Origin of the sequence: Pseudomonas sp. MF6751, assembly GCF_016613265.1 — a bacterium.
Taxonomy (GTDB): Bacteria; Pseudomonadota; Gammaproteobacteria; order Pseudomonadales; family Pseudomonadaceae; genus Aquipseudomonas; species Aquipseudomonas fluorescens_BV.
In genome coordinates this window covers 56,347-76,798 of record NZ_JAENSV010000004.1, presented here as the reverse complement: position 1 = coordinate 76,798, position 20,452 = coordinate 56,347, and the positions used below count along the sequence as shown (strand labels likewise).

The window sequence follows — 20,452 nt, the reverse complement described above, 5'->3', positions numbered from 1 at the left end:
TAGTCATAAGGACTACAGGGAGTCATTATGACTGCACAACCACTGCTCACCACCTTACTGCCGCTGGTCGCTGACCTGTCCCGGGACTTGCCCGAAGGCGAGCGCTACCGGCGCCTGCTGCAAGCCATGCGCGCCCTGCTGCCCTGCGACGCCGCCGCATTGTTACGCCTGGACGGCGAGTGGTTGGTGCCGCTGGCCGTGGACGGCTTGAGCGCCGATACCTTGGGTCGACGCTTCAAGGTCAGCGAACATCCGCGCTTCGAGATCCTGCTGAGCAGCCCCGGCCCTACCCGCTTCGACAGTGACAGCGAATTGCCCGACCCCTATGACGGCTTGGTCGCCGGTTTGCACGGCCAGTTGGAAGTCCACGACTGCATGGGCTGCCCGCTGTTTATCGACGACCAGCCCTGGGGGCTGCTGACCCTGGACGCCCTCGATACCGAGCGCTTTGAACGGGTCGAGCTGGACGCCCTGCAAGCCTTCGCCAGCCTCGCCGCGGCCACCGTCAACGTGGCTGAACGCATCGAGCGCCTGGCGCTGCGGGCCGAAGACGAGCACCAGCGCGCCGAGATCTATCGCCAGGCAAGTGGCCAGCAGCCCAAGGAAATGATCGGCCAGAGCAAAGCGCACAAGCGCCTGGTCGAGGAAATCAACCTGGTCGGCGGCAGTGACTTGACCGTGCTGATTACCGGCGAAACCGGGGTCGGCAAGGAGTTGGTGGCCCAGGCGATCCACGCCGCCTCCTCCCGCGCCGACAAACCGCTGATCAGCCTCAACTGCGCCGCCCTGCCCGAGACCTTGGTAGAAAGCGAACTGTTCGGCCACGTACGCGGCGCCTTTACTGGCGCGTTGAACGAGCGCCGGGGCAAGTTCGAACTGGCCAATGGCGGTACCTTGTTCCTGGATGAAGTGGGTGAGTTGTCGTTGACCGTGCAGGCCAAGTTGCTGCGCGTGCTGCAAAGCGGCCAGTTGCAGCGCCTCGGATCGGACAAGGACCACCAGGTTGACGTGCGCCTGATCGCCGCCACCAACCGCGACCTTGCCGAAGAGGTGCGCAATGGCCGCTACCGTGCCGACTTCTACCACCGTTTGAGCGTCTACCCACTGCAAGTGCCGGCGCTGCGCGAGCGCGGGCGTGATGTGCTGCTATTGGCGGGGTTCTTCCTCGAACAGAACCGCTCACGCATGGGCCTGGGCAGCCTGCGCCTGACCGGAGATGCCCAGGCGGCCCTAACGGCCTACAACTGGCCCGGCAATGTGCGCGAGCTGGAGCATTTGATCGGACGCAGCGCGTTGAAAGCCCTGGGCAATTGCCGCGAGCGCCCGAAAATACTCAGCCTGAGCGCCCTGGACCTGGACTTGCCCGGCGTGACTGCGGCTGCGGCCGAAGAAGCACCGGCCCCTGCCCTCCCGGTGGTCAGCGGCGACCTGCGCCAGGCCACCGAGCATTACCAGCGCCAACTCATCAGCGCCTGCCTGGAGCGCCATCAGCACAACTGGGCCAGCGCCGCCCGCGAACTGGGCCTGGACCGCGCCAACCTGGGACGCATGGCCAAGCGCCTCGGCCTCAAATAAAAGCAGACACCTCAGCCAAATAAAGCGGTGGGTCAGTTAAAGATACAGTGACCGGCACACCGCCATCGCGGGCAAGCCCACTCCCACAGATTCGTGGCAGGCGCTGATTCTATGGGCAAGCCAGCTTCCACATTCAGGCTTGGCTAGCCTTGAGGTCCGGCACGATGGCCCGAGGCTTACGAAACACCAGCACATTCCCCAGCATCACCAGCACCAGCCCCATCAACGCCGGCGCCGTCCACTGATAACCCTCGGCCACGGCCGACACATTCAGCGCCACCACCGGAAACAGCACCGTGCAATACGCCGCTTTCTCCGGCCCCATGCGGCCCACCAGGGTGAGGTAAGCGGTAAAACCAATCACCGAGCCTGGGATCACCAGGTACCACAGCGCGCCGATATACCGCGCACTCCAGTCCATCTCGAAGGGAATACCACGTACTGCGCAATAGGTCGCCAGCAGCGCCGCCCCATAGGCCATGCCCCAGGCATTGGTGGTCAGCGGCTTGAGCCCGGCCTTCTGCTGCAGGCTCGATAGCAAGTTGCCCGCCGAAAAGCACAGGGTGCCCAGCAGGGCCAAGCCCAGGCCCAACAAGGTTTGCGGGCTGGCGGTATGCCCAACCAGCTCCGGCCAGAACAAAAAGCCCAGCCCCAGCAACCCAAGCGCCCCGCCCATCAGCACATTACGCGCCACCTGCTGGCCGAAAAACACCCGGGCATTGAGCGCGTTCCACAAGGTCGCGGTGGAGAACACAACCGCCACCAGCCCGCTGGGAATCCATTGGCTGGCGGTGAGAAAGCACATGAAGTTGACGCAGAACAGGCACAGCCCCTGCGCCAGGCAGATCATGTGCCCGCGCCGGTTCATCACCTGCAACTTGCGGCTGAGCAGCAACAGCACGAACAGCACCAGAGCGGCCAGGCCGAAGCGATAGACAATCGACACAGGAATCGCGACCACGCCCAACTGCCATTTGAGGGCGATCCAAGTGGTGCCCCAGATGAGTACCGTGAGTAGATACAGGATAAGATTCATAGCCGGCTCCGTCGATTGAGCCACAGTGTGGCCTTCAACCCCGTGCAGGCTCTTGCACATTCTTGCGCTTTTGTCGGGCGATGGGCTCACAGCGCCAGCCGTGGAGCGTAGGATGCAGGGTGTCGGAGAACACACCATGCCAGAGCTGCAATCGCTGCACGTCTTCCAAGCCCTCAACCGCTCGCCCCACGCACGCCTGCAAGCCTGCGCCGAGCTCGGTGACGGGTTGGCTGCGGCCGTGTGGAGCAACCACCATGACGCCCAGGATTACCAGGCCCCCAGCCATCACACCTTGTCCTGCTACATCGGCGGTGGCACGGGCACCTTTCGGCGTGATCAGCCGGGCCTCAAGGGCGGCCCCGACAAACTGTGCATCCTGCCGGCCGAGCATCAGTCGGCCTGGGTGATCAATGGCGATATTCGCCTGGCCCACCTGTATTTCAGCCCGGAACAATTTGCCCTCGGCTGCGTCACCCTGCTGGACCGTGAGCCACGGGAGCTGCACTTGCGCGAGGGCACCTTCCTTGAAGACCCCTTCCAGGCCAGGCGTTTTCACCAGTTGGTCAGCCTCAGCTGGCACGAGCCCGGCGAGCGCCTGCTGACCAGCAGCCTGGCCCACGAACTGCTCAGCCATACCTTGCTCAGCCAGGTCGGCGCCCGCGAAGGCTTGCGCTTGAAAGGCGGGTTGGCCGCGCACCAACGGCGGCGGTTGGTGGAATACATCGACCAACATATGGAAGACGCCATCAGCCTCGGCCAGTTGGCCGCCATGTGCGCGCTGTCCGAATACCATTTCGCCCGAATGTTCCGCCAAAGCTTCGGCGTGCCGCCCCATCAATACCTGCTGGCCCGGCGTCTGGCGCGAGCGAAAAACCTGCTGCGCAGCAGCGTTTTGCCGATCAGTGAGCTGGCCTTGCTGTGCGGTTTTTCCAGCGCCAGCCATTTCAACCAGCGCTTTCGCCACGCCATGGGCGCCACGCCGGGCCAATACCGCCAGGCATTCTGCGCCTAGACCATCAAGCCCAACGTCTTCGCCTTGGCCACCGCCTGGGTGCGTCGCTCTACCCCGAGTTTGCTGTGGATACGCCGCGCATGTGTCTTGACGGTATGCAGGGAGATATACAGGCGATCAGCGATTTCCAGGTTGGAGTTGCCCAGGGCGATCAGTTGCAACACCTCCAGCTCACGCTGGCTCAGCGGGTTCTGCGCCACCCCGGCAGGCGCGGCCTGGGGCTCCAGGCCCAGCTCACTCAAAAGTCCCGGGGCGCGTAAACGCAACTCGCGGACCGCCTGCTGCACCTGGCAACGCTCTGCCAGCGCCAAGCCAGCTTGCAGCGACCGGCGCGCCAACGCCGGGTCGCCAAGCTGCCAGGTCACTTCACCCAGCACCAGGTGCAATTCGGTTTCAAGGCATAGCATGCCGCGTTGCCGTGAAGTGTCGAGCAAGGCATTGAGCCGTGCGATAGGTTGCTCGGCACAGCCCAGCTTGACCTCGGCCAGCACCAGCAAATATTCCAGGCGCGGGATCAGCTCCAAGGTGGCAGGCGGTGCCTGCTTGGCGCAAGGCCCGCGAAAGTGGCGCAACACCCGGCGCACGGCTTGCACCGTCAATTCGGCGCGGCCTTGCTGCAACCAGAAGTGCCCACTGACCAACAGCAGTACCGCACGGTACACCGTGTCGGGCACATGGCGCTGCTGCATCAGGCGTTCGGCGTCGCGTAATTGAATGAAGGCCTGGGCGTAGTCACCACGATTGGCCGCCAATAGCGCCAGGCCCAGAAAGCCGTACAGAACGCGCTTGTCCTGGCTCTGCAGGCACATGCTCAAGCCGGCCTCGAAACATTCGGCGGCCAGGCCGTCCTGGCCCTGACGCAAGGCCAGATGCCCGCGGCGCAGAACAATACGCCCCACCAACGGCCCGGCGTTGAGCCGTTGCCCGGCCAACATCGCTTGCACCGTTTCCAGCAGGCTTTGCGCCCGGTACGGCGCGCCACGCTGCTCCAGCAATTGGGCGTGGTCCAACTCCAGCAGGGCCTCCAATACCAGCGAACCGTGGACCCGGGCCAGGCACAGCGCTTCACGGTTCAAGCGTTGGGCGGCCTCCAACTCACCGCGCAGCAAGGCTTGCTGGGTCAGACCCGAGAGGCACATCAGGCGCGATGTCCAGGCGCTGTCGGGCAACGCTTGCAGGGCTTCGAGAAAGTGCTCGCGGGAGCGTTCGGCGTCGCCGCTCAAATGCAGCAACCAGCCCCACTGCGCCTGCCAGCGCGCCAGCAGATAACGCTGCGCGGCGGCCGTCGGTTGCGGGGCGAACCGGGCCAGTTGGTCGATGCACAAGGCCGCCTGTTCGAAGCGCCCGGCAAACAACAACGCGGCCGTGAGCAGGCCCACCAGTTGCGTCGACCCCAACATCAATTCATCGCCCTGCTGTTCATGCAGGCGCAACAGCAGCACGGCGTTCTGCTGGCGAAACAAATCCTCGAAACTGAAGTGCTGCAACAGGCTCACCGCCACTTCATATTCCTGCGCCAGCAACGCCTGCTCGAAGGCTGCTTGCCAGTCGAGCTCGGCGCTGAACCATTGGCAGGCGCGGCGATGCCAAGAGCGCTTGGCCGGCCAGGGTTCGTCGCGCAGCAGTCGCGCCAACGGTGGGAAAATGTGAAGCCAGTCGCTGGTGTCTTCCCAGGGCTGGATAAACGCACCCAGTGTCTGCAATTCGCGCAAATGCTCAGCGCCGTCACCACCACCGAACAAGTACTCACACAGGTTCAGGTTGAAACGCGGCAGATGGGCCAACACGCGCCAGGCCTCAGCCAATGGCGCCGACAAGGTGTTGAACAGCTCATGCTGCAGGTAATCGAGCAGGGTCTTGTCGGGGTGGCCGTCGCCCAACAAGGCGATACGCACACCGGCGCACCAGCCGGCGCTGAACTGCATCACGCTGTCGACGGTATGCCCCGGGGCGAGCAGTTGCTCGACTTCCTCAGCGCTGAAAAAAAACTCGCTGCACTCCAGCAACTCATCGTCGAGCAACAGGCGTGGCCAATTGCACAACGGGCGCCGTCGCGCGCCCAGCCACCAGGTCAACTGCGGGCTGCCAGCGGCGAGCAAACGGTCCAGCAGCGCATCCAGCTCAGGCGCAGGTGAGCGACAGAAATCATCCAGAAACAACCACGTGGTGTGTGGCCAACGGCCCAAGTCGAGCAATAACGTGGCTTCATCCACAAACGGCAAGCCAAGCTGCTGCGCCAGCCGTGCGCAGAATTCCAAGGGGCTGAGCGCGGCACCGTTGAGTGGCATCCACACCACCTGACACCCCTTCGGCGCCTGCAACGCACACTCGGCGAGCAACGCGCTCTTGCCACTGCCGCCCGGTGCGCACAGCAACCTTACCCGCGCCTGCGCCGTCAGCAGAGGCACAGTCAGCCGCGCACGCAACGCATGGTGGGCGGACAGCCGTGGCATAAATCCAGGACGGTCCAGGCAGCGGGTCATGGCGGTCATTGCTGCATCCTGCTGTTTTTATCGTTGCGTCACCCTAGACCTGTGGTTGGCGGTTGTTGAAGAAGTATTCAGCGGGTTGATTGAAGACCATAAAAACCAAGGTATACGCCCTTCAGTGTGGGAGCTGGCTTGCCTGCGATGGCCATAGGTATCTACATAACTCTGTTAGCTCAACGGTAACCACGATGCGAAGCGAGCCGCTCTTGATCTTGATCTGCTTTTGATCTTAGGCGCCCCGTTAAACCACGCTGGCCGGAATTCGACAGGGATTTGGGGGGTAAACCGGCAGGGATGCCGGTTTAGCCGCCCCGCGCCATGGATGGCGCGTGGCGGCGGCCCCCAAATCACTGGCGGATTACGGGCACACCGAGCCTAAGCGAGGTGCCGAGTGGTGGGGCAAGAGCGCTTTGCTTACTTTCGCGCTTTTCGAAAGTGAGCCGCCGTCAGGGCGGAACCCTAAGTGGCCGTTACCGCAGGAATGGATATCTACACGGTCCAACTGTGTTGACTGTCAGGCCGTCTTCGCAGGCAAGCCAGCTCCCACATTGGATCGCGGGGCATCAGTTATATCTGTGTCGGCTGCCAGGCCGTCACGGGAGCAAGCTCCCTCGCCACAGATTTAGCGTCGTGCCGAAGTTGTGTAGATATCTATGCTGCGATGGCGGTGCAACAGCAATCGATGAGCGGCCTGGCCCACCGCTATCGCAGGCAAGTCAGCTCCCACATTTTCAACCTCATTTCAGTGTGGAATCAGCGAACGCCCTCCGCTCTCAGTGCAGCCGGGGTGTAGTCCGCCGCTTTGGCCGCGAAGCCGAACACGAAGCTGCTTTTCTCTTCGTTCTTCATGCCCAGCGCGATGTAGCGCCCTGCAATCAGGTCGTACAGGGTTTCCACGGTGTAGGCCGGCACCTGGTGGTCGTAATAGAACTGCGCATGGCCTTCGGCAACGCGCCACAGTTGGCCGCGGCCGTCGTAGTGGTCCACCAGGGCGACTTGCCAGCTGTCTTCGTCGATGAACATATGGCGTTTGGCATAGATGTGCCGCTCGCTGGGCTTGACGGTGCCGACCACTTCCCACACGCGGTGCAACTCGTAACGGGTCAGGTCCTGGTTGATATGCCCGGCCTTGATGATGTCGTCGTACTTGAGGCTCGGCGAATCGAGCTTGTAGCTGTTGTAGGGGATGTACATCTCCTTCTTGCCCACCAGTTTCCAGTCATAACGGTCGGGCGCGCCGGAGAACATGTCGAAGTTGTCGGTTGTGCGCAGGCCGTCGGAGGCGGTACCCGGACCGTCGTAGGACACCTGCGGTGCACGCCGCACACGGCGCTGGCCTGCGTTGTAGATCCAGGCCAGGCGCGGTTCCTTCACCTGGTCGAGGGTTTCATGCACCAGCAGCACGTTGCCCGCCAGCCGCGCCGGCGCGGTGACCGATTGCTTGAAATAGCTGAGCACGTTGGCGGCCTTGGCCGGGTCGATATCCGGGATGGCTTGCGGCACCGCTACTTCTTCTTCGAAACGGATCGGCGTGTAGCTGCCATTGGTCTGGGGCGTGGCCTGGGTGATGATGCGCCGCAGGTTGCCGCCGTGGTAACGGGTGATGTGATTCCACAGCACCTCCACGCCATTCTTGGGGATAGGAAACGCGTAGTAACGGTTGCCGGTGAAGTTCTCCAGGCCGTTGCCATCGTTGATCGCCTTCACATTCAGGGCGCTGCGCTTGATCGACTCGTAAATGTCCGCCGGCAAGTTGACCGTGCGGTGGCTGGGGTACACCGGGATCTTGTAGGTCTCGGGGTAGCGCTTGAACATCGCCACCTGGCCGTCGGAGAGTTTGTCCTTGTACTTGTCCACCGTGGCGGCGGTGATCACGAACAGCGGTTTTTCGTTAGCGAAGGGGTCGGAGAGGAAGCCCTTGCTGTCCACCGTGCCGGCGTTTTTGGGGATGCCACCGGTCCAGGCCGGGATCGAGCCATCGGCATTGCCGGCTTTTTCGGCGCCGACCGGGGTCAGGGAAGTGCCGAGCTTGGCTGCTTCTTCGGGCGATACCGCCGCCATTACGTTGGCGGCCAATACGCTCAGGGCCAACACTGCAATCATCTTACGCATAGGGTCTTGTCCTTCTTTTAAGCCAGATCAGAAGTTCACGCCGAAGCTGAGGGCGAGGAAGTCACGGTCGGTCAGGGTGTTGTAGTCACCGCCAAAAAAGTCGGTGTAGCTCAGGCTTGCGGTGTAGGTGCTGCGATAGTCCGCATCCACGCCGACGCTGATGGCCTTGGCGCCTTTGTTGAACAGGCCGTTGGGGCCGTAGCCCGCGACGTCATGGGACCAGGACAGGTTGGGCTTGAGGTTCACACCGGCAATCGCATTGTTGTAGTCAAGGATCGCCCGCGCCCGGTAGCCCCAGGAGGTGGAGGTGACGAAACCGTCGGTGTCACCTTGAAAACCGTAGGCGCCGTACACCGAGTCTCTGCCATAGCGCAGTTTGGTTTTGTCTTCCAGGCCGGCGACGTGCACCACCGCCGCTTCACCCACCAGGGTCAGGCGCTCGGCGCCCAGTACCTGGTCGAAGAACTGGGTCATGGTGCTCTGGATCTGGGTGATTTCCTTGCGGCGATAGCCTTTGTTGTCATCGCCGAAATTGCTGCGGATGGGTGAGGCGAGTTGGCCCGCAATGGGGTTGACCAGGGCCAGGGTCAGGTCAGTGGTGTTGAGTTGCACCGGCGCATTGGGCCGATAGCTGATTTCGCCGGTCCACGCCGTGCCCGTGGGCAAGGTGGTGGAGAAACTGGCGCCGAACAGGCGGATGTCTTCCGGGTAATCCAGGTAGTACTGGCCGCGGCCGAGCATGGTGCTTTGCGCCAAACCGCCCCCGGAACCGGGCGCCAGGGCGTTGGCGGTGTTGATGATGCGCCCGATGGTGGCCAGGTTGGTATTGGCGGTCAGGGTGCCGACGGTCGGTGTGCGACTGTGGTAGTTCATGAAGTACAGGCCGTATTCAGTGTCATCGCCCAGCCAGCGCAGGGCTGCGCCGAACTGGCCGGAGTCGCGCGCATCGCGGTCACCGGCACGCCGCACAATCACACCTTCATTGGTCACGCCAAACCCTTGGCCAAAGGCAGCCGCCACCGGTTGCAGCGGTCGGATCGCCGGGCTGCCCACGGTGTAATTATTGGTGCAACCGTCCGCCGCCACGTCCCCGCCGAAGAAGGTGCCGCAGTTGTCGAGCACCGTCTGGTCCCATTCCAGTTGATAGAAACCTTCCACGGTCAGTTGATTGGTCAGGCTCTGGGAGGCAAACAGCATGTTCACCGGGATCAAGCCTTCCTTGATCTCGGCACCGGGCCTGCGGAACGCCGACACGTCGATCGGGTTGATGCTGTTGATGGAGTTACCGATGAAGGTACTTTCGCCCCAACTGACCACCTGCTTGCCGGCGCGCACGGTGCCGGGCAGGTCGCCCAGGGAGTAGTTGTGGTAGACGAAGGCATCGAGGATCTGCGCACCGCTGGACTTGGCGCCTTCCTTGCGGTTGTGGTCGCTGATGGGCTTGAACTCGCGGTCTTCGTCCTTGAGCTCGAAGTCGTACCAATACTTGCCACGCACGAAAACGCCGGTGTCGCCGTACTTCAACTCAAGGTCGTGCAGCCCCTTGAAGATCTTGGAGAAGGTCTCGCCCTTCTTGAAGTTGAGGCGCCCGTCATCTCCGGTGGACGCCTGGCCCGTCCCGCCATTGACCGTGCCGACCAGGCTTTTGTCGGCATCGCGCCTGCCCCAACTGGCGCCGACCGACAGCGAGGAGTCGAATTGCCCTTCGATCTCGCCGATATTGAACGAAACAGCCTGCGCCTGGGCACAGCAGCCCAGCGCAACCGCAGTGGCCAGCGCCTGTGGCGTGAAGATGGCGCGCATTATTGTTTTTGTCATGCGTCTTCCCCGGTGAGTGACAGAAGGCCCCACCCTACTGCCGCCCTTGAGGGGCGATAAGCGCACCAAGGAGGTATTCGTGTTGTCGCTCGAAAGGATGACGGGGTTCGCTGGCCGGGCGCTGGACCGGGCCATGCATGCGATGGATGAAGGCTTACCAGAGGCATCGATGGTGCCGGGCAATTATTGTCGATTTGGTAACAGTCCTTGTCCCGAACTGCTATTACTCATTCTGTTACAACCGACTATTCTTGCCTGGCTTTCAGGGCAAACGGCCCGCTCCCGCATTGGAGAGAAAAGCTGATTTATAACGGATTGATCCTGTAATCAGTCTGTTCCCGGTGTTCACTGACGTTGATTTGTCGCTCCTTGATCCAACGTCTTACTTCGGCCGCTGCCTATGCAGCGGCCTTTTTTATGCCTGCAATAAAACGGGGCGTCATCGACGCCCCGTGGGATTCATTGATTTACCGGCAATGATCAGAGGCTGAACTTCTGCAAGTTGGCCATCATTTCCTTCAGTGCCTCGATATTGTCCTTGGGGTGCGCAGCCCCTTCGAAATCGCAGATCTGCTGCCAGTGCGCGGCCACATCCTCCGGCGAAAAACCGGCCTCGGGATCAAAACCCACACCCAGGCTGCGCTCCCAACGGGTCTTGCCGATCCAGCCGCCCCCCACTTCAAACAAGCCTGCGGTTTCCTCACAGGCGTCACTGCCCAGGTACACCACCAGTGGGCTGACCAGTTCCGGCTTGAGGCGCTCGAACACCTGCGGCGGGATCAGCCCTTCGGTCATGCGTGTGCCACCGGTGGGAGCAATCACGTTGACCAGGATGTTGTTCTTGCGCCCTTCCAGCGCCAGGGTGCGGGTCAAGCCATACAGGCCCAACTTGGCCATGCCGTAGTTGGACTGGCCAAAGTTGCCGTAAATACCAGACGTCGACGCCGTGAAGATCACCCGGCCATAACCCTGCTCGCGCAAATGCGGCCAGGCGGCGCGGGTGACTTTGTAGGCCCCTTCGACGTGCACCCGGTAAACCAGGTCCCAGTCGCTGTCATCCATTTTATGGAAGGTCTTATCGCGCAGGATGCCGGCGTTGTTGACCACCACGTCGACCCGGCCGAAGACATCCAGGGCGTTCTGTACGATCTTGTCGCCGTCGGTGACGGAGTCATGGTTGGCTTCCGCAATGCCGCCCGCCGCTCGAATCTGTGCAACCACCCGGTCGGCCGCCGAGGCGTTGGCGCCCTCGCCTTGGGTTGAGCCCCCCAGGTCGTTGACCAGCACTCTGGCTCCGTGCCTGGCGAACAGCAGCGCATGGGCCTGGCCCAAGCCACCACCGGCGCCGGTGACGATCACCACCTTATCCTGGAACTGCACTGACTCACTCATACCGAACTCCGCTGGCGACAATGGGAATAGGCAGAGTGTCACGCAAGCAGCCTTTGGTCACAATAAAGACGGCCAGGGCTGAATGGTGCTTGATAAGGCAGCGGGATGATGCGCAGGCTCAGGAATAGGCCGCACGCGGTGAAGGCTGGCCGATGCGCTCACGAAACGCCCGGTAATGCTTGAGCACCTGGACCGGCGCCTCGATCTGCGGGTAATGGCCAATATTGGCCAGTCTTATCGTGTCGGGCTGGGGCACCAGTTGGCGATAGCGCTCGACCATATGAGCCCCGGAAATCGGGTCTACTTCGCCGTCGATCACCCGCAGCGGCACTTCGCCTCGCTGCATGGCCGTGAGCCAGCGCTCACGCAGACGACGGCGCTGGGGGATGTAGGCGATCAGTTTGTGCAGGATACGCGGGCCGTCGTTGCAACTGATCAAACTCCAGAAATCATCCAGCACGCTTTCACTGGGCCGCGTCTGGGGGCCGAAGATCTGGTTGAAACTGCTGGCCAAGGCATTGCGCCCAAAGGCCCGACCGATCATCCAGCCCAACGGGCTGAGCAGTAGCTTTTGCACCAGCGCCGGCCGATGGGTTTCCGGAAACAGCCCGCCGTTGAGAAATACACAGCTCGCCATCTGGAACCGGCCCTCGTAATGCCGGGCCAATAATTCCTGGGCGACACTGTCGCCGTAGTCATGAGCCAACACATGCACCGGCTGCTCTACGCGCAGGTGCTCAAGCAGCGCCTGTTGCAGATCGGCCTGTTCCAACAGGCAATAGTCGTGGTCCAAAGGTTTGGCCGAGTCGCCAAAGCCGAGCATGTCGCAGGCAATCACCAGGTTGCGCTGGGCCAGGGGTTGCCACAGGTAGTGCCAGTCCCAACTGGCCGTGGGGAAACCATGAATCAGCAGCAACGGCTCGCCCTGCCCGGCCACCCAATACCGCACGGTGTGGCCACGAAAGACGAAGTCCTGGCCGCGCTTGCGCCAGGCTCTGAGCGGTATCTCGGCGAGTGGCATCAGCTTTTATACCCGGGGTCCTGATTATCCAATTTGCGCAGCAGTGCCGGCCAGGCCAGCGCACCGCCCATACCTTGGGCGCTTTTTGTGACAGCTGCCACCATCGCCTTGGCACCGGCGAGAATCTGCGGCTCGATGGCGATCAACTCGGTGCCGCCGCTTTGGGCCAGTACCTGAATCTCGCAGGCGCGCTGGAAGGTGAACATCATCAGGAAGGTGTCGGCGATGGTGCCGGCGCAGGTCAGCAGGCCGTGGTTGTGCAGCATCAGGAAATTGTTCTGGCCCAGATCCGCTTGCAGGCGGGCCTTTTCCTCGTGATTGAGCGCCACGCCCTCATAGGCGTGATAGCCCAGGTTGGACAGCACAAACAGCGATTGCTGGCTGATGGGCAATACACCCTGCTTTTGTGCACACACCGCCACGCCGGCAGCGGTGTGAGTGTGCAGCACGCAGGTCACGTCGTGGCGCACTTCGTGGATGGCGCTGTGGATGGTGTAGCCCGCAGGATTGATCTCGTAGGGGCTGTCCATTTGCTTATTGCCAGCCTGGTCAACCTTGACCAGGCTCGACGCGGTGATCTCATGGAACATCAGCCCATAAGGGTTGATCAGGAAATCTTCAGTGCCCGGCACCTTGGCCGAAATATGCGTGAAGATCAGGTCATCCCAGCCGTGCATGGCCACCAGGCGATAGCAGGCCGCGAGGTCCACGCGGGTTTGCCATTCGGCGGCGCTGACCTGGGCTTTGACGTTTTGTGGCGATGGTGCAGGGGCTAGGCTCATGGCAATGACCTCCTTGGCGCACTTCTTATGGTGTCTAAAGTGAGAGCCAGTCTAGTCAGACGCCGAGGCGCAAGGAGTTTCCTTGGCAGCCAGCTTGATGACTGAGCGAGTCAGTCAAGAGAATAGTACAAATACGTGTCAAACAAGCGCCGTCAATAACGGCGCTCCCTGGGGTTCAACCGCGCAGCGCGGTGATCAATTCGGCCAGCCAAGGCTCGGCGTCAGCTTCCGGGGTGACGCTTTCGCTGGCGTCCAGGCGCAGCATCGGCTGCACTTCGCGGATGCCCAGTTCGGCGAACAATTCGCGCATTTGTTCACCGCCGCCACAGAAGGTATCGCCATAGCTGGCGTCGCCCAGGCCGATGACCGCTCCCGGCAGGCCGCGCCAGGCGGCGGGCAGTTGGTCGCGGATGGTTGAGTACAGAGGCTGCAGATTGTCGGGCAGCTCGCCCATGCCGGTGGTCGAGGTCACTGCCAGGAATGCATCGGGAGCAAAGGCCTGCACGTCTGACAGCGTGGCACGCGCGTTGTGCCAGGCGTTGAAACCTGCGTCCTTGAGGATTTCTTCCGCGTGGCGAGCGACTTCTTCAGCCGTACCGTAGACCGAGCCGGAGAGGATGGCGACTTTCATCAATCTGATCCTGTAGTTGAGTGAAAGCGTGGGATATTAGCAGCCTGTGCCAATATTTCAGTGCGCACCGTGCAACATTCCAGACTTGCCATAAACTGGCAAGGTCAAAACCAGGCCATGGACCGCTCTATGATTAACGCCAAACTGCTGCAAATGGTCGTCAATGCGTCCAACGACGGAATCGTTGTTGCCGAGCGCGAAGGCCGGGAAAAACCACTGATCTACGTCAACCCGGCCTTCGAAAGGATGACTGGCTACACGCTGGACGAGATCCTCTATCAGGACTGCCGCTTCCTGCAGGCGGGCGACCGCGACCAACCGGCCCTGATCGCCATTCGTGATGCGCTCGACAGCGGCGGCGCCTGCCGAGAAATCCTGCGCAACTACCGCAAGGATGGCACGCCTTTCTGGAACGAGCTATCGCTTTCAACCGTGTACAACGGGGTCGACAAGCAAACCTATTTCGTCGGGGTGCAGAAAGACGTCACCACTCAAGTCAAGGCACAACAGCGTGTCGCCCAACTGGAAGCCCAGTTGGCCGAGCTCAAGAGCGAGCTCGCCGCACTCAAGGCGACGAGTGGATTTAACAAACTGTAAAAAACGCGGTCTTTAGAGCGATAATGGCTTTTTAATGCCTCAGCCTTGAGCCAGATCAATGCAACGCGACACGCTATTGACGCAGGACGAGCTGGATTTTATCCAGGACATGCAGCACAACCCGCAGCTCAACCTGCGGGATGCATGGTCGAGCCTGACGGTTAATGGCGGGGCACAGATTCGCGATTTGCTCACGCGGCTAGCGGCTCACGACCAGGTCACCATCCAGGCGCAGTTCGACAACCAGCAACTCACCTTCCCGTTGCACCTGGTGGAAGATGAGTTTCATGCTGTGCATTTGCGCCTGGGCGTACCGAGCATTTTTGAAGATGGGCCGATGATCCGCCCGTGGCGCCTGGCGCTTGAAACGCCGGTGGCGCTGGAAAACATCAAGGGCTACTCCAGCGCGCTGTGGGTGCACGAAGTGTCATTCAAAGGGGTGCTGGTAGAGGTGCGTGGCCGGGTCAAACCGCCCAAGACGTTTTCCCTGTGGTTCAGCCCTTCCGGCTACGAACGCATCGCCCTGCGCGGTACGCTGGAGCGGGTAACCGCCCGCGGCCTGTTCGCCTACCGCCTGAGCCAAAGCGATGCTGATGAGATCGAACGGTTACGCCAGTTCATCCTGCACCAGCACCGCCTGGTCCATCCTCACGTTCATGCCTGAGACTCCAGATGGCCGCTGAGCAGTTGCTGCAAGCGGCGCGGCATCCAGCGTCCGTCATTGCCCAGGCAACCAATCGACGAACCTGCCAGGCTGTGTTCCGCCAGGTCCGACGCCTCACCAGCCAGCAATAACGGACAATCGAGGGTGAAGGCCAGGCGATTGAGCCGCGACGCCAACTCTGCGCCAGGGGCATGATTGGAAAACAGCACCAGGGCTTGCGGCCGAGTGCGCTCGCAGATCAGCGTCAACTCATCCAGTGGCTGGCCAACGCCCAGGACCTTGACCGCCAGTTTCTCGCTCGACATCAACAAGCCCGCCACCAGCAACTCCAGCTCACGGCACTCTCCGGCAATGGCTGAGAGCAACACCCTGGGCACTGGCGAGGCACAGGCCATCTGCAGGCACCGTGCGACGCGCGAGCGCAGGAAATTGTCGAAGAACAGCCACTCGCTGGCTTGGCCAAAGCGGCCTTGGTGACGTAACAATTGCTGCCACAGCGGAACCAAAATGTCCTGGAACACCACGGTCGTCGAATAGACGCTGAAGATCTGACCGTACAACCGGTCGAGCTCACGATCATCAAAGGCACTGATGGCCTGCCGCAGTTGCGCCTGCCATTGGCGCCACTCCAGCTCGGTATCGCTGCGTGACGCTGTAGCCGGCTCGTTGGGCTGTGGGTCGCGCGCCAAAAGCTTGCCGACTTTGCTCACCGCTACGCCACGCTCGATCCAGTCGAGGATGCGGTGCACGGTTTCGATATCGGTGCTTGAGTAAAGCCTGTGCCCACTTTCGGTGCGTACAGGCTGGATCAAACCGTAGCGACGCTCCCACGCACGCAACGTCACCGGGTTTACACCTGTGAGTCTTGCCACTTCACGAATCGGAAACAGGCCCTCGCAGTCAATGTGGCTGTCGGGTGTCGGATCGCGAAGAGGCGCAGTGATTTCGGGCATCAGCGGTCAAGAAATTTGTATGAATTTGAATACTATTAACGCCGATTGAACTGCATGATTCAAGATCTACGGCGATCCATCCGAAGTTTCTGGCGTATTTGGGCAAAACCGGAATAATCCTTGCCTGTTCTTTTGCGTTGCTGCACCACCCCGCAGCTTCGTTCGTGCGCCGCCTACCCGGCTCGGCGCACTTGCTGATTTGGAGATATACGATGTCTACCTCACCCGTCACCTTGATGGTTGCGCGCCGCGTGGCCAAAGGTCGCTACGAAGAACTGATGGCCTGGCTGCGCGAAGGCGAGCAATTGGCGACTGACTTCCCCGGTTACCTGGGCTCCGGCGTGCTGGCGCCACCACCCCATGATGATGAATTCCAGATCATCTTCCGCTTCGCCGATGAAAAAACCCTGCACGCATGGGAGTTTTCCGCTTCGCGCAGCGCGTGGCTGAGCCGTGGCAGCGAGCTATTTGCCAACCCGTCGGAACACCGTGTCAGCGGTATCGATGGCTGGTTCGGCGCAGCGGGTGCCCGCCCGCCACGCTGGAAACAGGCGGTGGCCATCTGGTTGGCTTTCTTCCCGGTATCGTTGCTGTTCAACTTCGGCCTGGGGCCGCTGCTCAACGAGTTGGACCTGTTCAGCCGCGTACTGGTCAGCACCGCAGCCCTGACCCCGCTGATGGTTTACCTTTTTATACCGCTGTCGACCCATCTACTGGCGAACTGGCTGCACCCTTCGCCCCCTCGCAAAGTCACTGAAGCCGCCGCTTGAGTACAGGGAGGCCGGGGCGCTGGTATAGTTTGAGCCTGCCAGCGACTTGAGCCTCCCATGAATGCAACCAACGCTCCGATCCTGATCACCGGTGCCGGCCAGCGTGTCGGCCTGCATTGTGCCCAGCGCCTGCTAGATGAGGGCCAATCGGTAATTTTCAGCTACCGCAGCGAACGCCCTGGCGTGCAGGCGCTGCGTGAACGGGGCGCCGTCGGCGTGTTTGCCGACTTCTCCAGCGAAGCCGGCGTACTGGCTTTCATTGCCACAGTAAAAACCCATACTCAAAGCCTGCGAGCGATCATCCACAACGCTTCAGCCTGGGTCGCCGAAACCCCGGGCGACGAAAGCCGTGCCTTTATCGACATGTTCAGCGTGCACATGCTTGCGCCGTACCTGATCAACCTGCATTGTTCACCTTTGCTGCACCGCTCGACACCCGCCGATATCGTGCATATCAGCGATGACGTGGTGCGCAAGGGCAGCCGGCAGCACATCGCCTATTGCGCCACCAAGGCCGGGCTCGACAGCCTCACGTTATCGTTTGCCGCACAGTTCGCGCCGCTGATCAAGGTCAACGGCATCGCACCGGCGATGGTGATGTTCAACGAAGACGATGACGCGGCCTATCGCGCCAAGGTCCTGGCCAAGTCGGCCTTGGGCATCGAACCCGGGCCCGAGGTGATCTACCAGAGCGTGCGTTACCTGCTGGACAATCCCTATGTCACCGGTACCACCCTGACCGTCAACGGTGGGCGGCATATCAAGTAAGCCGTTTACGAGGATGTTGTATGACCTTATCCCTGCCCCACCACTACCGCGAGATCCTCAAGGGCCTGGGCGAAGACCCGCAGCGCGAGGGCCTGCTCGATACGCCCAAGCGCGCGGCCAAGGCCATGCAGTACCTGTGTCATGGCTATGAGCAGAATCTGGAGGAAATCGTCAACGGCGCGCTGTTCGCGTCCGACAATGACGAGATGGTGATCCTCAAGGACATCGAGTTGTATTCGTTGTGCGAGCATCACCTGCTGCCCTTCATCGGCAAGGCCCATGTGGCCTATATTCCGACCGGCAAGGTGCTGGGCCTGTCAAAACTGGCGCGCATTGTCGACATGTTCGCCCGGCGCCTGCAGATCCAGGAAAACCTCACGCGGCAAATCGCCGACGCCATCCAGGACGTGACCCAGGCCGCCGGCGTGGCGGTGGTGATCGAAGCCAAGCACATGTGCATGATGATGCGCGGCGTGGAGAAACAGAATTCAACCATGAACACCTCGGTGATGCTCGGCGCCTTTCGCGAGTCGAACACCACCCGCATGGAGTTCCTGCAACTGATTGGACGGAGCAAGTAGCAATGCCACAACTTCAACCAGGCATGGCGCGTATCCGGGTCAAGGACCTGTGCCTGCGCACCTTTATCGGCATCAACGAGGACGAAATCCTCAACAAGCAGGATGTGCTGATCAACCTGACCATCCTGTATGCCGCCCAGGAAGCCGTGCGAGACAACGATATCGACCACGCCCTGAACTACCGCACCATCACCAAGGCCATCATCGCTCACGTCGAAGGCAATCGCTTTGCCCTGCTGGAGCGCCTGACCCAGGAATTGCTGGACCTGGTGATGAGCAACGAATCGGTGCTGTACGCCGAAGTCGAAGTGGACAAGCCCCACGCGCTGCGCTTTGCCGAGTCGGTTTCGATCACTCTGGCCGCCAGCCGCTGATACTAAGTGAGCCCTATGAACGACCAACAACGCCTCGAACTCGAAGCCGCCGCCTTTCGCCGATTGGTGGCCCATCTGGACAGCCGCAAGGATGTGCAGAATATCGACCTGATGAACCTCGCCGGCTTCTGCCGTAACTGCCTGTCCAAGTGGTACAAGGCCGAGGCCGACGAACGCCAGATCGAGGTCAGCCTCGATGACGCCCGTGAAGTGGTGTACGGCATGCCGTACGCCGAGTGGAAAGCCCAATACCAGCAAGAAGCCAACGCCGACCAACAGGCCGCGTTCGCCAAAGGAAAGCCTCATGACTGATTTGAACACCCTGCGCGCCAGCCTTAACAGCGGCGAACACGCCTTTGCCGATACCTTGGCGTTCGTCGCGGCGGGTTACGACTACCAGCCGCAAGCTTTCATCAACGGCGGTGTGGAAAATGCCGCTGGGCAGAATGAAGGGTCGTGCAAGACCCTGGGTTTGGCGCTGCTGGAAGGGTTGAGTGATAAGGAAGCACTGCTGGCGTTTGGTGAGCATTACCGGTCGGTGGTGGCGACGCCTGAGGGCAGCGACCATGGCAATATCCGAGCGCTGATTGCCCATGGGCTGGCCGCAGTGAAGTTTGCGGAACAGCCTCTGACTCGCCGCTGACTTAATAACCAACCCCGCTCAATGTGGGAGCCGGCTTGCCCGCGATGGCGGTGGTGACTGTCACACCGCTATCGCAGGCAAGCCAGCTCCCACATTTGTTTAGCGGAGTAGGTTAGATCGCAGGCATAAAAAAACCGGCTTTCGCCGGTTTTTTTGAGTCAACGGGTTTAGAACGAAGCGTCCTTCAAACCGTCGAGGTAACGCTCGGCATCCAGGGCCGCCATACAACCGGCGCCGGCCGAGGTGATGGCCTGGCGGTAAACGTGGTCTGCCACGTCGCCAGCAGCGAAGATGCCTTCGATGTTGGTCGCAGTTGCATTGCCTTCACGGCCGCCCTGCACCACCAGGTACCCGTCTTTGGCTTCCAGCACGCCTTCGAACAGCGAGGTGTTCGGGGTGTGGCCGATAGCGATGAACACGCCGTCGACTTTCAGTTCGTCGAAGCTGCCGTCGTTGTTTTTCAGACGGGCACCGGTCACACCCATGTTGTCGCCCAGGACTTCATCCAGGGTGGCGTTGAGCTTGAGGATGATCTTGCCTTCAGCGACACGGGCGTGCAGCTTGTCGATCAGGATCTTCTCGGCGCGGAAGGTCTCGCGGCGGTGAACCAGGGTCACGGTGCTGGCGATGTTGGCCAGGTACAGCGCCTCTTCCACGGCGGTGTTGCCACCGCCGACCACGGCAACCGGCTTGTTGCGGTAGAAGAAACCATCGCAAGTGGCGCAGGCGGAAACACCCTTGCCCATGAACGCTTCTTCCGACGGCAGGCCCAGGTAACGCGCACTGGCACCGGTGGCAATGATCAGCGCATCGCAGGTGTACACACCGCTGTCACCGGTCAGGCTGTAAGGCTTTTTCGAGAAGTCGACCTGGTTGATATGGTCGAAGACGATCTCGGTTTCAAAGCGCTCGGCGTGCTCTTTCATACGCTCCATGAGCACCGGGCCGGTCAAGCCATGGACATCGCCCGGCCAGTTGTCGACTTCAGTAGTGGTGGTCAACTGACCGCCCGCCTGCATGCCAGTGATCAGCAGCGGCTTGAGATTGGCCCGGGCAGCGTAGACAGCGGCGCTGTAACCGGCAGGGCCGGAACCGAGAATAATCACTCGGGAATGACGGGTATCAGACATGACTCACTCCTACCGACCGCCCGGACCACAGGGCGGCGGGAATAAAAAAGGACCGCGAAGCACTTGGGGAAGGCTTTGACTCGCCAGGTCCTGAAAAATAATGG

At 61.3% G+C, this 20,452-nt stretch carries 21 protein-coding genes; 11 read left to right on the top strand and 10 right to left on the bottom strand.

The window, feature by feature from the left end; genetic code table 11:
- The first annotated feature begins 27 nt into the window (after positions 1 to 27).
- On the top strand, positions 28 to 1,575 hold the full coding sequence (gene norR / locus JJD66_RS05170) for a nitric oxide reductase transcriptional regulator NorR (protein ID WP_198719314.1): 1,548 nt from the start codon (positions 28 to 30) through the stop codon (positions 1,573 to 1,575).
- A 133-nt stretch (positions 1,576 to 1,708) separates the two neighbouring features.
- Here norR and JJD66_RS05165 read toward each other — a convergent pair whose 3' ends face one another.
- A complete protein-coding gene (locus tag JJD66_RS05165) occupies positions 1,709 to 2,611 on the bottom strand; it encodes a DMT family transporter (RefSeq protein ID WP_200647703.1) in 903 nt (300 codons plus the stop codon).
- Positions 2,612 to 2,747: 136 nt separating this feature from the next.
- On the opposite strand from JJD66_RS05165, the gene JJD66_RS05160 reads away from it, so the two are divergent.
- On the top strand, positions 2,748 to 3,623 hold the full coding sequence (locus JJD66_RS05160; protein ID WP_200647702.1) for a helix-turn-helix domain-containing protein: 876 nt from the start codon (positions 2,748 to 2,750) through the stop codon (positions 3,621 to 3,623).
- On the opposite strand, the gene JJD66_RS05155 is transcribed toward JJD66_RS05160, so the two are convergent.
- The 3 genes from JJD66_RS05155 to JJD66_RS05145 all read right to left on the bottom strand — a co-directional run bounded on the left by JJD66_RS05155 (position 3,620) and on the right by JJD66_RS05145 (position 10,042).
- Positions 3,620 to 6,115 (bottom strand): helix-turn-helix transcriptional regulator, encoded by a 2,496-nt coding sequence (locus tag JJD66_RS05155; RefSeq protein WP_200647701.1) that lies wholly within the window; start codon positions 6,113 to 6,115, stop codon positions 3,620 to 3,622. The two genes, JJD66_RS05160 and JJD66_RS05155, sit on opposite strands and share 4 nt — an antisense overlap.
- Before the next feature lie 750 nt (positions 6,116 to 6,865).
- Complete coding sequence (locus JJD66_RS05150; RefSeq protein WP_198714922.1) at positions 6,866 to 8,224, bottom strand: DUF1329 domain-containing protein; 1,359 nt, start codon at positions 8,222 to 8,224, stop codon at positions 6,866 to 6,868.
- 27 nt (positions 8,225 to 8,251) lie between these two features.
- Positions 8,252 to 10,042 (bottom strand): DUF1302 domain-containing protein, encoded by a 1,791-nt coding sequence (locus JJD66_RS05145; RefSeq protein WP_200647700.1) that lies wholly within the window; start codon positions 10,040 to 10,042, stop codon positions 8,252 to 8,254.
- 79 nt (positions 10,043 to 10,121) lie between these two features.
- On the opposite strand from JJD66_RS05145, the gene JJD66_RS05140 reads away from it, so the two are divergent.
- A complete protein-coding gene (locus tag JJD66_RS05140; protein WP_146120470.1) occupies positions 10,122 to 10,346 on the top strand; it encodes a hypothetical protein in 225 nt (74 codons plus the stop codon).
- A gap of 176 nt (positions 10,347 to 10,522) precedes the next feature.
- Here JJD66_RS05140 and JJD66_RS05135 read toward each other — a convergent pair whose 3' ends face one another.
- The 4 genes from JJD66_RS05135 to JJD66_RS05120 all read right to left on the bottom strand — a co-directional run bounded on the left by JJD66_RS05135 (position 10,523) and on the right by JJD66_RS05120 (position 13,868).
- Positions 10,523 to 11,434, bottom strand: a complete 912-nt coding sequence (locus tag JJD66_RS05135; RefSeq protein WP_200647699.1) for an SDR family oxidoreductase — start codon at positions 11,432 to 11,434, stop codon at positions 10,523 to 10,525.
- Between the two features lie 118 nt (positions 11,435 to 11,552).
- A complete protein-coding gene (locus JJD66_RS05130) occupies positions 11,553 to 12,455 on the bottom strand; it encodes an alpha/beta fold hydrolase (RefSeq protein ID WP_200647698.1) in 903 nt (300 codons plus the stop codon).
- Entirely contained in the window at positions 12,455 to 13,237 is a 783-nt protein-coding gene (locus JJD66_RS05125) for a class II aldolase/adducin family protein (protein WP_200647697.1), read from the bottom strand. Before JJD66_RS05125 ends, JJD66_RS05130 begins: the two co-directional genes overlap by 1 nt.
- Positions 13,238 to 13,412: 175 nt before the next feature.
- Positions 13,413 to 13,868 (bottom strand): flavodoxin, encoded by a 456-nt coding sequence (locus JJD66_RS05120; RefSeq protein WP_200647696.1) that lies wholly within the window; start codon positions 13,866 to 13,868, stop codon positions 13,413 to 13,415.
- A gap of 129 nt (positions 13,869 to 13,997) precedes the next feature.
- Here JJD66_RS05120 and JJD66_RS05115 point away from each other — a divergent pair, with 129 nt between their 5' ends.
- Positions 13,998 to 14,465: a PAS domain-containing protein gene (locus JJD66_RS05115; RefSeq protein WP_198714926.1), complete on the top strand. Its 468-nt coding sequence runs from the start codon at positions 13,998 to 14,000 to the stop codon at positions 14,463 to 14,465.
- 58 nt (positions 14,466 to 14,523) lie between these two features.
- Entirely contained in the window at positions 14,524 to 15,129 is a 606-nt protein-coding gene (locus JJD66_RS05110) for a hypothetical protein (protein ID WP_054921549.1), read from the top strand.
- Here JJD66_RS05110 and JJD66_RS05105 read toward each other — a convergent pair.
- Entirely contained in the window at positions 15,120 to 16,082 is a 963-nt protein-coding gene (locus JJD66_RS05105; protein ID WP_198714928.1) for a MerR family transcriptional regulator, read from the bottom strand. The genes JJD66_RS05110 and JJD66_RS05105 overlap by 10 nt on opposite strands.
- Before the next feature lie 212 nt (positions 16,083 to 16,294).
- On the opposite strand from JJD66_RS05105, the gene JJD66_RS05100 reads away from it, so the two are divergent.
- From JJD66_RS05100 to JJD66_RS05075, 6 genes are read left to right on the top strand one after another with little or no spacing between them, the layout of a single operon-like run.
- Entirely contained in the window at positions 16,295 to 16,852 is a 558-nt protein-coding gene (locus JJD66_RS05100) for an antibiotic biosynthesis monooxygenase (protein ID WP_105228414.1), read from the top strand.
- 57 nt (positions 16,853 to 16,909) lie between these two features.
- Positions 16,910 to 17,620 (top strand): dihydromonapterin reductase, encoded by a 711-nt coding sequence (gene folM / locus JJD66_RS05095; RefSeq protein WP_200647695.1) that lies wholly within the window; start codon positions 16,910 to 16,912, stop codon positions 17,618 to 17,620.
- Positions 17,621 to 17,640: 20 nt separating this feature from the next.
- A complete protein-coding gene (gene folE / locus JJD66_RS05090) occupies positions 17,641 to 18,201 on the top strand; it encodes a GTP cyclohydrolase I FolE (RefSeq protein ID WP_003194072.1) in 561 nt (186 codons plus the stop codon).
- Between the two features lie 2 nt (positions 18,202 to 18,203).
- Entirely contained in the window at positions 18,204 to 18,575 is a 372-nt protein-coding gene (folX, locus tag JJD66_RS05085) for a dihydroneopterin triphosphate 2'-epimerase (RefSeq protein WP_003194073.1), read from the top strand.
- 15 nt (positions 18,576 to 18,590) lie between these two features.
- Positions 18,591 to 18,887: a DUF1244 domain-containing protein gene (locus JJD66_RS05080; protein WP_032879544.1), complete on the top strand. Its 297-nt coding sequence runs from the start codon at positions 18,591 to 18,593 to the stop codon at positions 18,885 to 18,887.
- Entirely contained in the window at positions 18,880 to 19,218 is a 339-nt protein-coding gene (locus JJD66_RS05075; protein ID WP_054896975.1) for a HopJ type III effector protein, read from the top strand. The genes JJD66_RS05080 and JJD66_RS05075 overlap by 8 nt, the downstream gene beginning before the upstream one ends.
- Positions 19,219 to 19,385: 167 nt before the next feature.
- Here the strand turns inward: JJD66_RS05075 and trxB are convergent, their stop codons facing one another.
- Positions 19,386 to 20,348 carry a thioredoxin-disulfide reductase gene (gene trxB, locus JJD66_RS05070; RefSeq protein ID WP_010206474.1) on the bottom strand — a complete coding sequence of 321 codons (963 nt, stop codon included), beginning with the start codon at positions 20,346 to 20,348 and terminating at the stop codon, positions 19,386 to 19,388.
- Positions 20,349 to 20,452: the final 104 nt, after the last annotated feature.

What these genes read in the sequence shown, in the direction of transcription:
- norR (WP_198719314.1), top strand. Translation starts at nt 28, where the DNA reads ATGACTGCACAACCACTGCTCACCACCTTACTGCCGCTGGTCGCTGAC.
- JJD66_RS05165 (WP_200647703.1), bottom strand. Translation starts at nt 2,611, where the DNA reads ATGAATCTTATCCTGTATCTACTCACGGTACTCATCTGGGGCACCACT.
- JJD66_RS05160 (WP_200647702.1), top strand. Translation starts at nt 2,748, where the DNA reads ATGCCAGAGCTGCAATCGCTGCACGTCTTCCAAGCCCTCAACCGCTCG.
- JJD66_RS05155 (WP_200647701.1), bottom strand. Translation starts at nt 6,115, where the DNA reads ATGACCGCCATGACCCGCTGCCTGGACCGTCCTGGATTTATGCCACGG.
- JJD66_RS05150 (WP_198714922.1), bottom strand. Translation starts at nt 8,224, where the DNA reads ATGCGTAAGATGATTGCAGTGTTGGCCCTGAGCGTATTGGCCGCCAAC.
- JJD66_RS05145 (WP_200647700.1), bottom strand. Translation starts at nt 10,042, where the DNA reads ATGACAAAAACAATAATGCGCGCCATCTTCACGCCACAGGCGCTGGCC.
- JJD66_RS05135 (WP_200647699.1), bottom strand. Translation starts at nt 11,434, where the DNA reads ATGAGTGAGTCAGTGCAGTTCCAGGATAAGGTGGTGATCGTCACCGGC.
- JJD66_RS05130 (WP_200647698.1), bottom strand. Translation starts at nt 12,455, where the DNA reads ATGCCACTCGCCGAGATACCGCTCAGAGCCTGGCGCAAGCGCGGCCAG.
- JJD66_RS05125 (WP_200647697.1), bottom strand. Translation starts at nt 13,237, where the DNA reads ATGAGCCTAGCCCCTGCACCATCGCCACAAAACGTCAAAGCCCAGGTC.
- JJD66_RS05120 (WP_200647696.1), bottom strand. Translation starts at nt 13,868, where the DNA reads ATGAAAGTCGCCATCCTCTCCGGCTCGGTCTACGGTACGGCTGAAGAA.
- JJD66_RS05115 (WP_198714926.1), top strand. Translation starts at nt 13,998, where the DNA reads ATGATTAACGCCAAACTGCTGCAAATGGTCGTCAATGCGTCCAACGAC.
- JJD66_RS05110 (WP_054921549.1), top strand. Translation starts at nt 14,524, where the DNA reads ATGCAACGCGACACGCTATTGACGCAGGACGAGCTGGATTTTATCCAG.
- JJD66_RS05105 (WP_198714928.1), bottom strand. Translation starts at nt 16,082, where the DNA reads ATGCCCGAAATCACTGCGCCTCTTCGCGATCCGACACCCGACAGCCAC.
- JJD66_RS05100 (WP_105228414.1), top strand. Translation starts at nt 16,295, where the DNA reads ATGTCTACCTCACCCGTCACCTTGATGGTTGCGCGCCGCGTGGCCAAA.
- folM (WP_200647695.1), top strand. Translation starts at nt 16,910, where the DNA reads ATGAATGCAACCAACGCTCCGATCCTGATCACCGGTGCCGGCCAGCGT.
- folE (WP_003194072.1), top strand. Translation starts at nt 17,641, where the DNA reads ATGACCTTATCCCTGCCCCACCACTACCGCGAGATCCTCAAGGGCCTG.
- folX (WP_003194073.1), top strand. Translation starts at nt 18,204, where the DNA reads ATGCCACAACTTCAACCAGGCATGGCGCGTATCCGGGTCAAGGACCTG.
- JJD66_RS05080 (WP_032879544.1), top strand. Translation starts at nt 18,591, where the DNA reads ATGAACGACCAACAACGCCTCGAACTCGAAGCCGCCGCCTTTCGCCGA.
- JJD66_RS05075 (WP_054896975.1), top strand. Translation starts at nt 18,880, where the DNA reads ATGACTGATTTGAACACCCTGCGCGCCAGCCTTAACAGCGGCGAACAC.
- trxB (WP_010206474.1), bottom strand. Translation starts at nt 20,348, where the DNA reads ATGTCTGATACCCGTCATTCCCGAGTGATTATTCTCGGTTCCGGCCCT.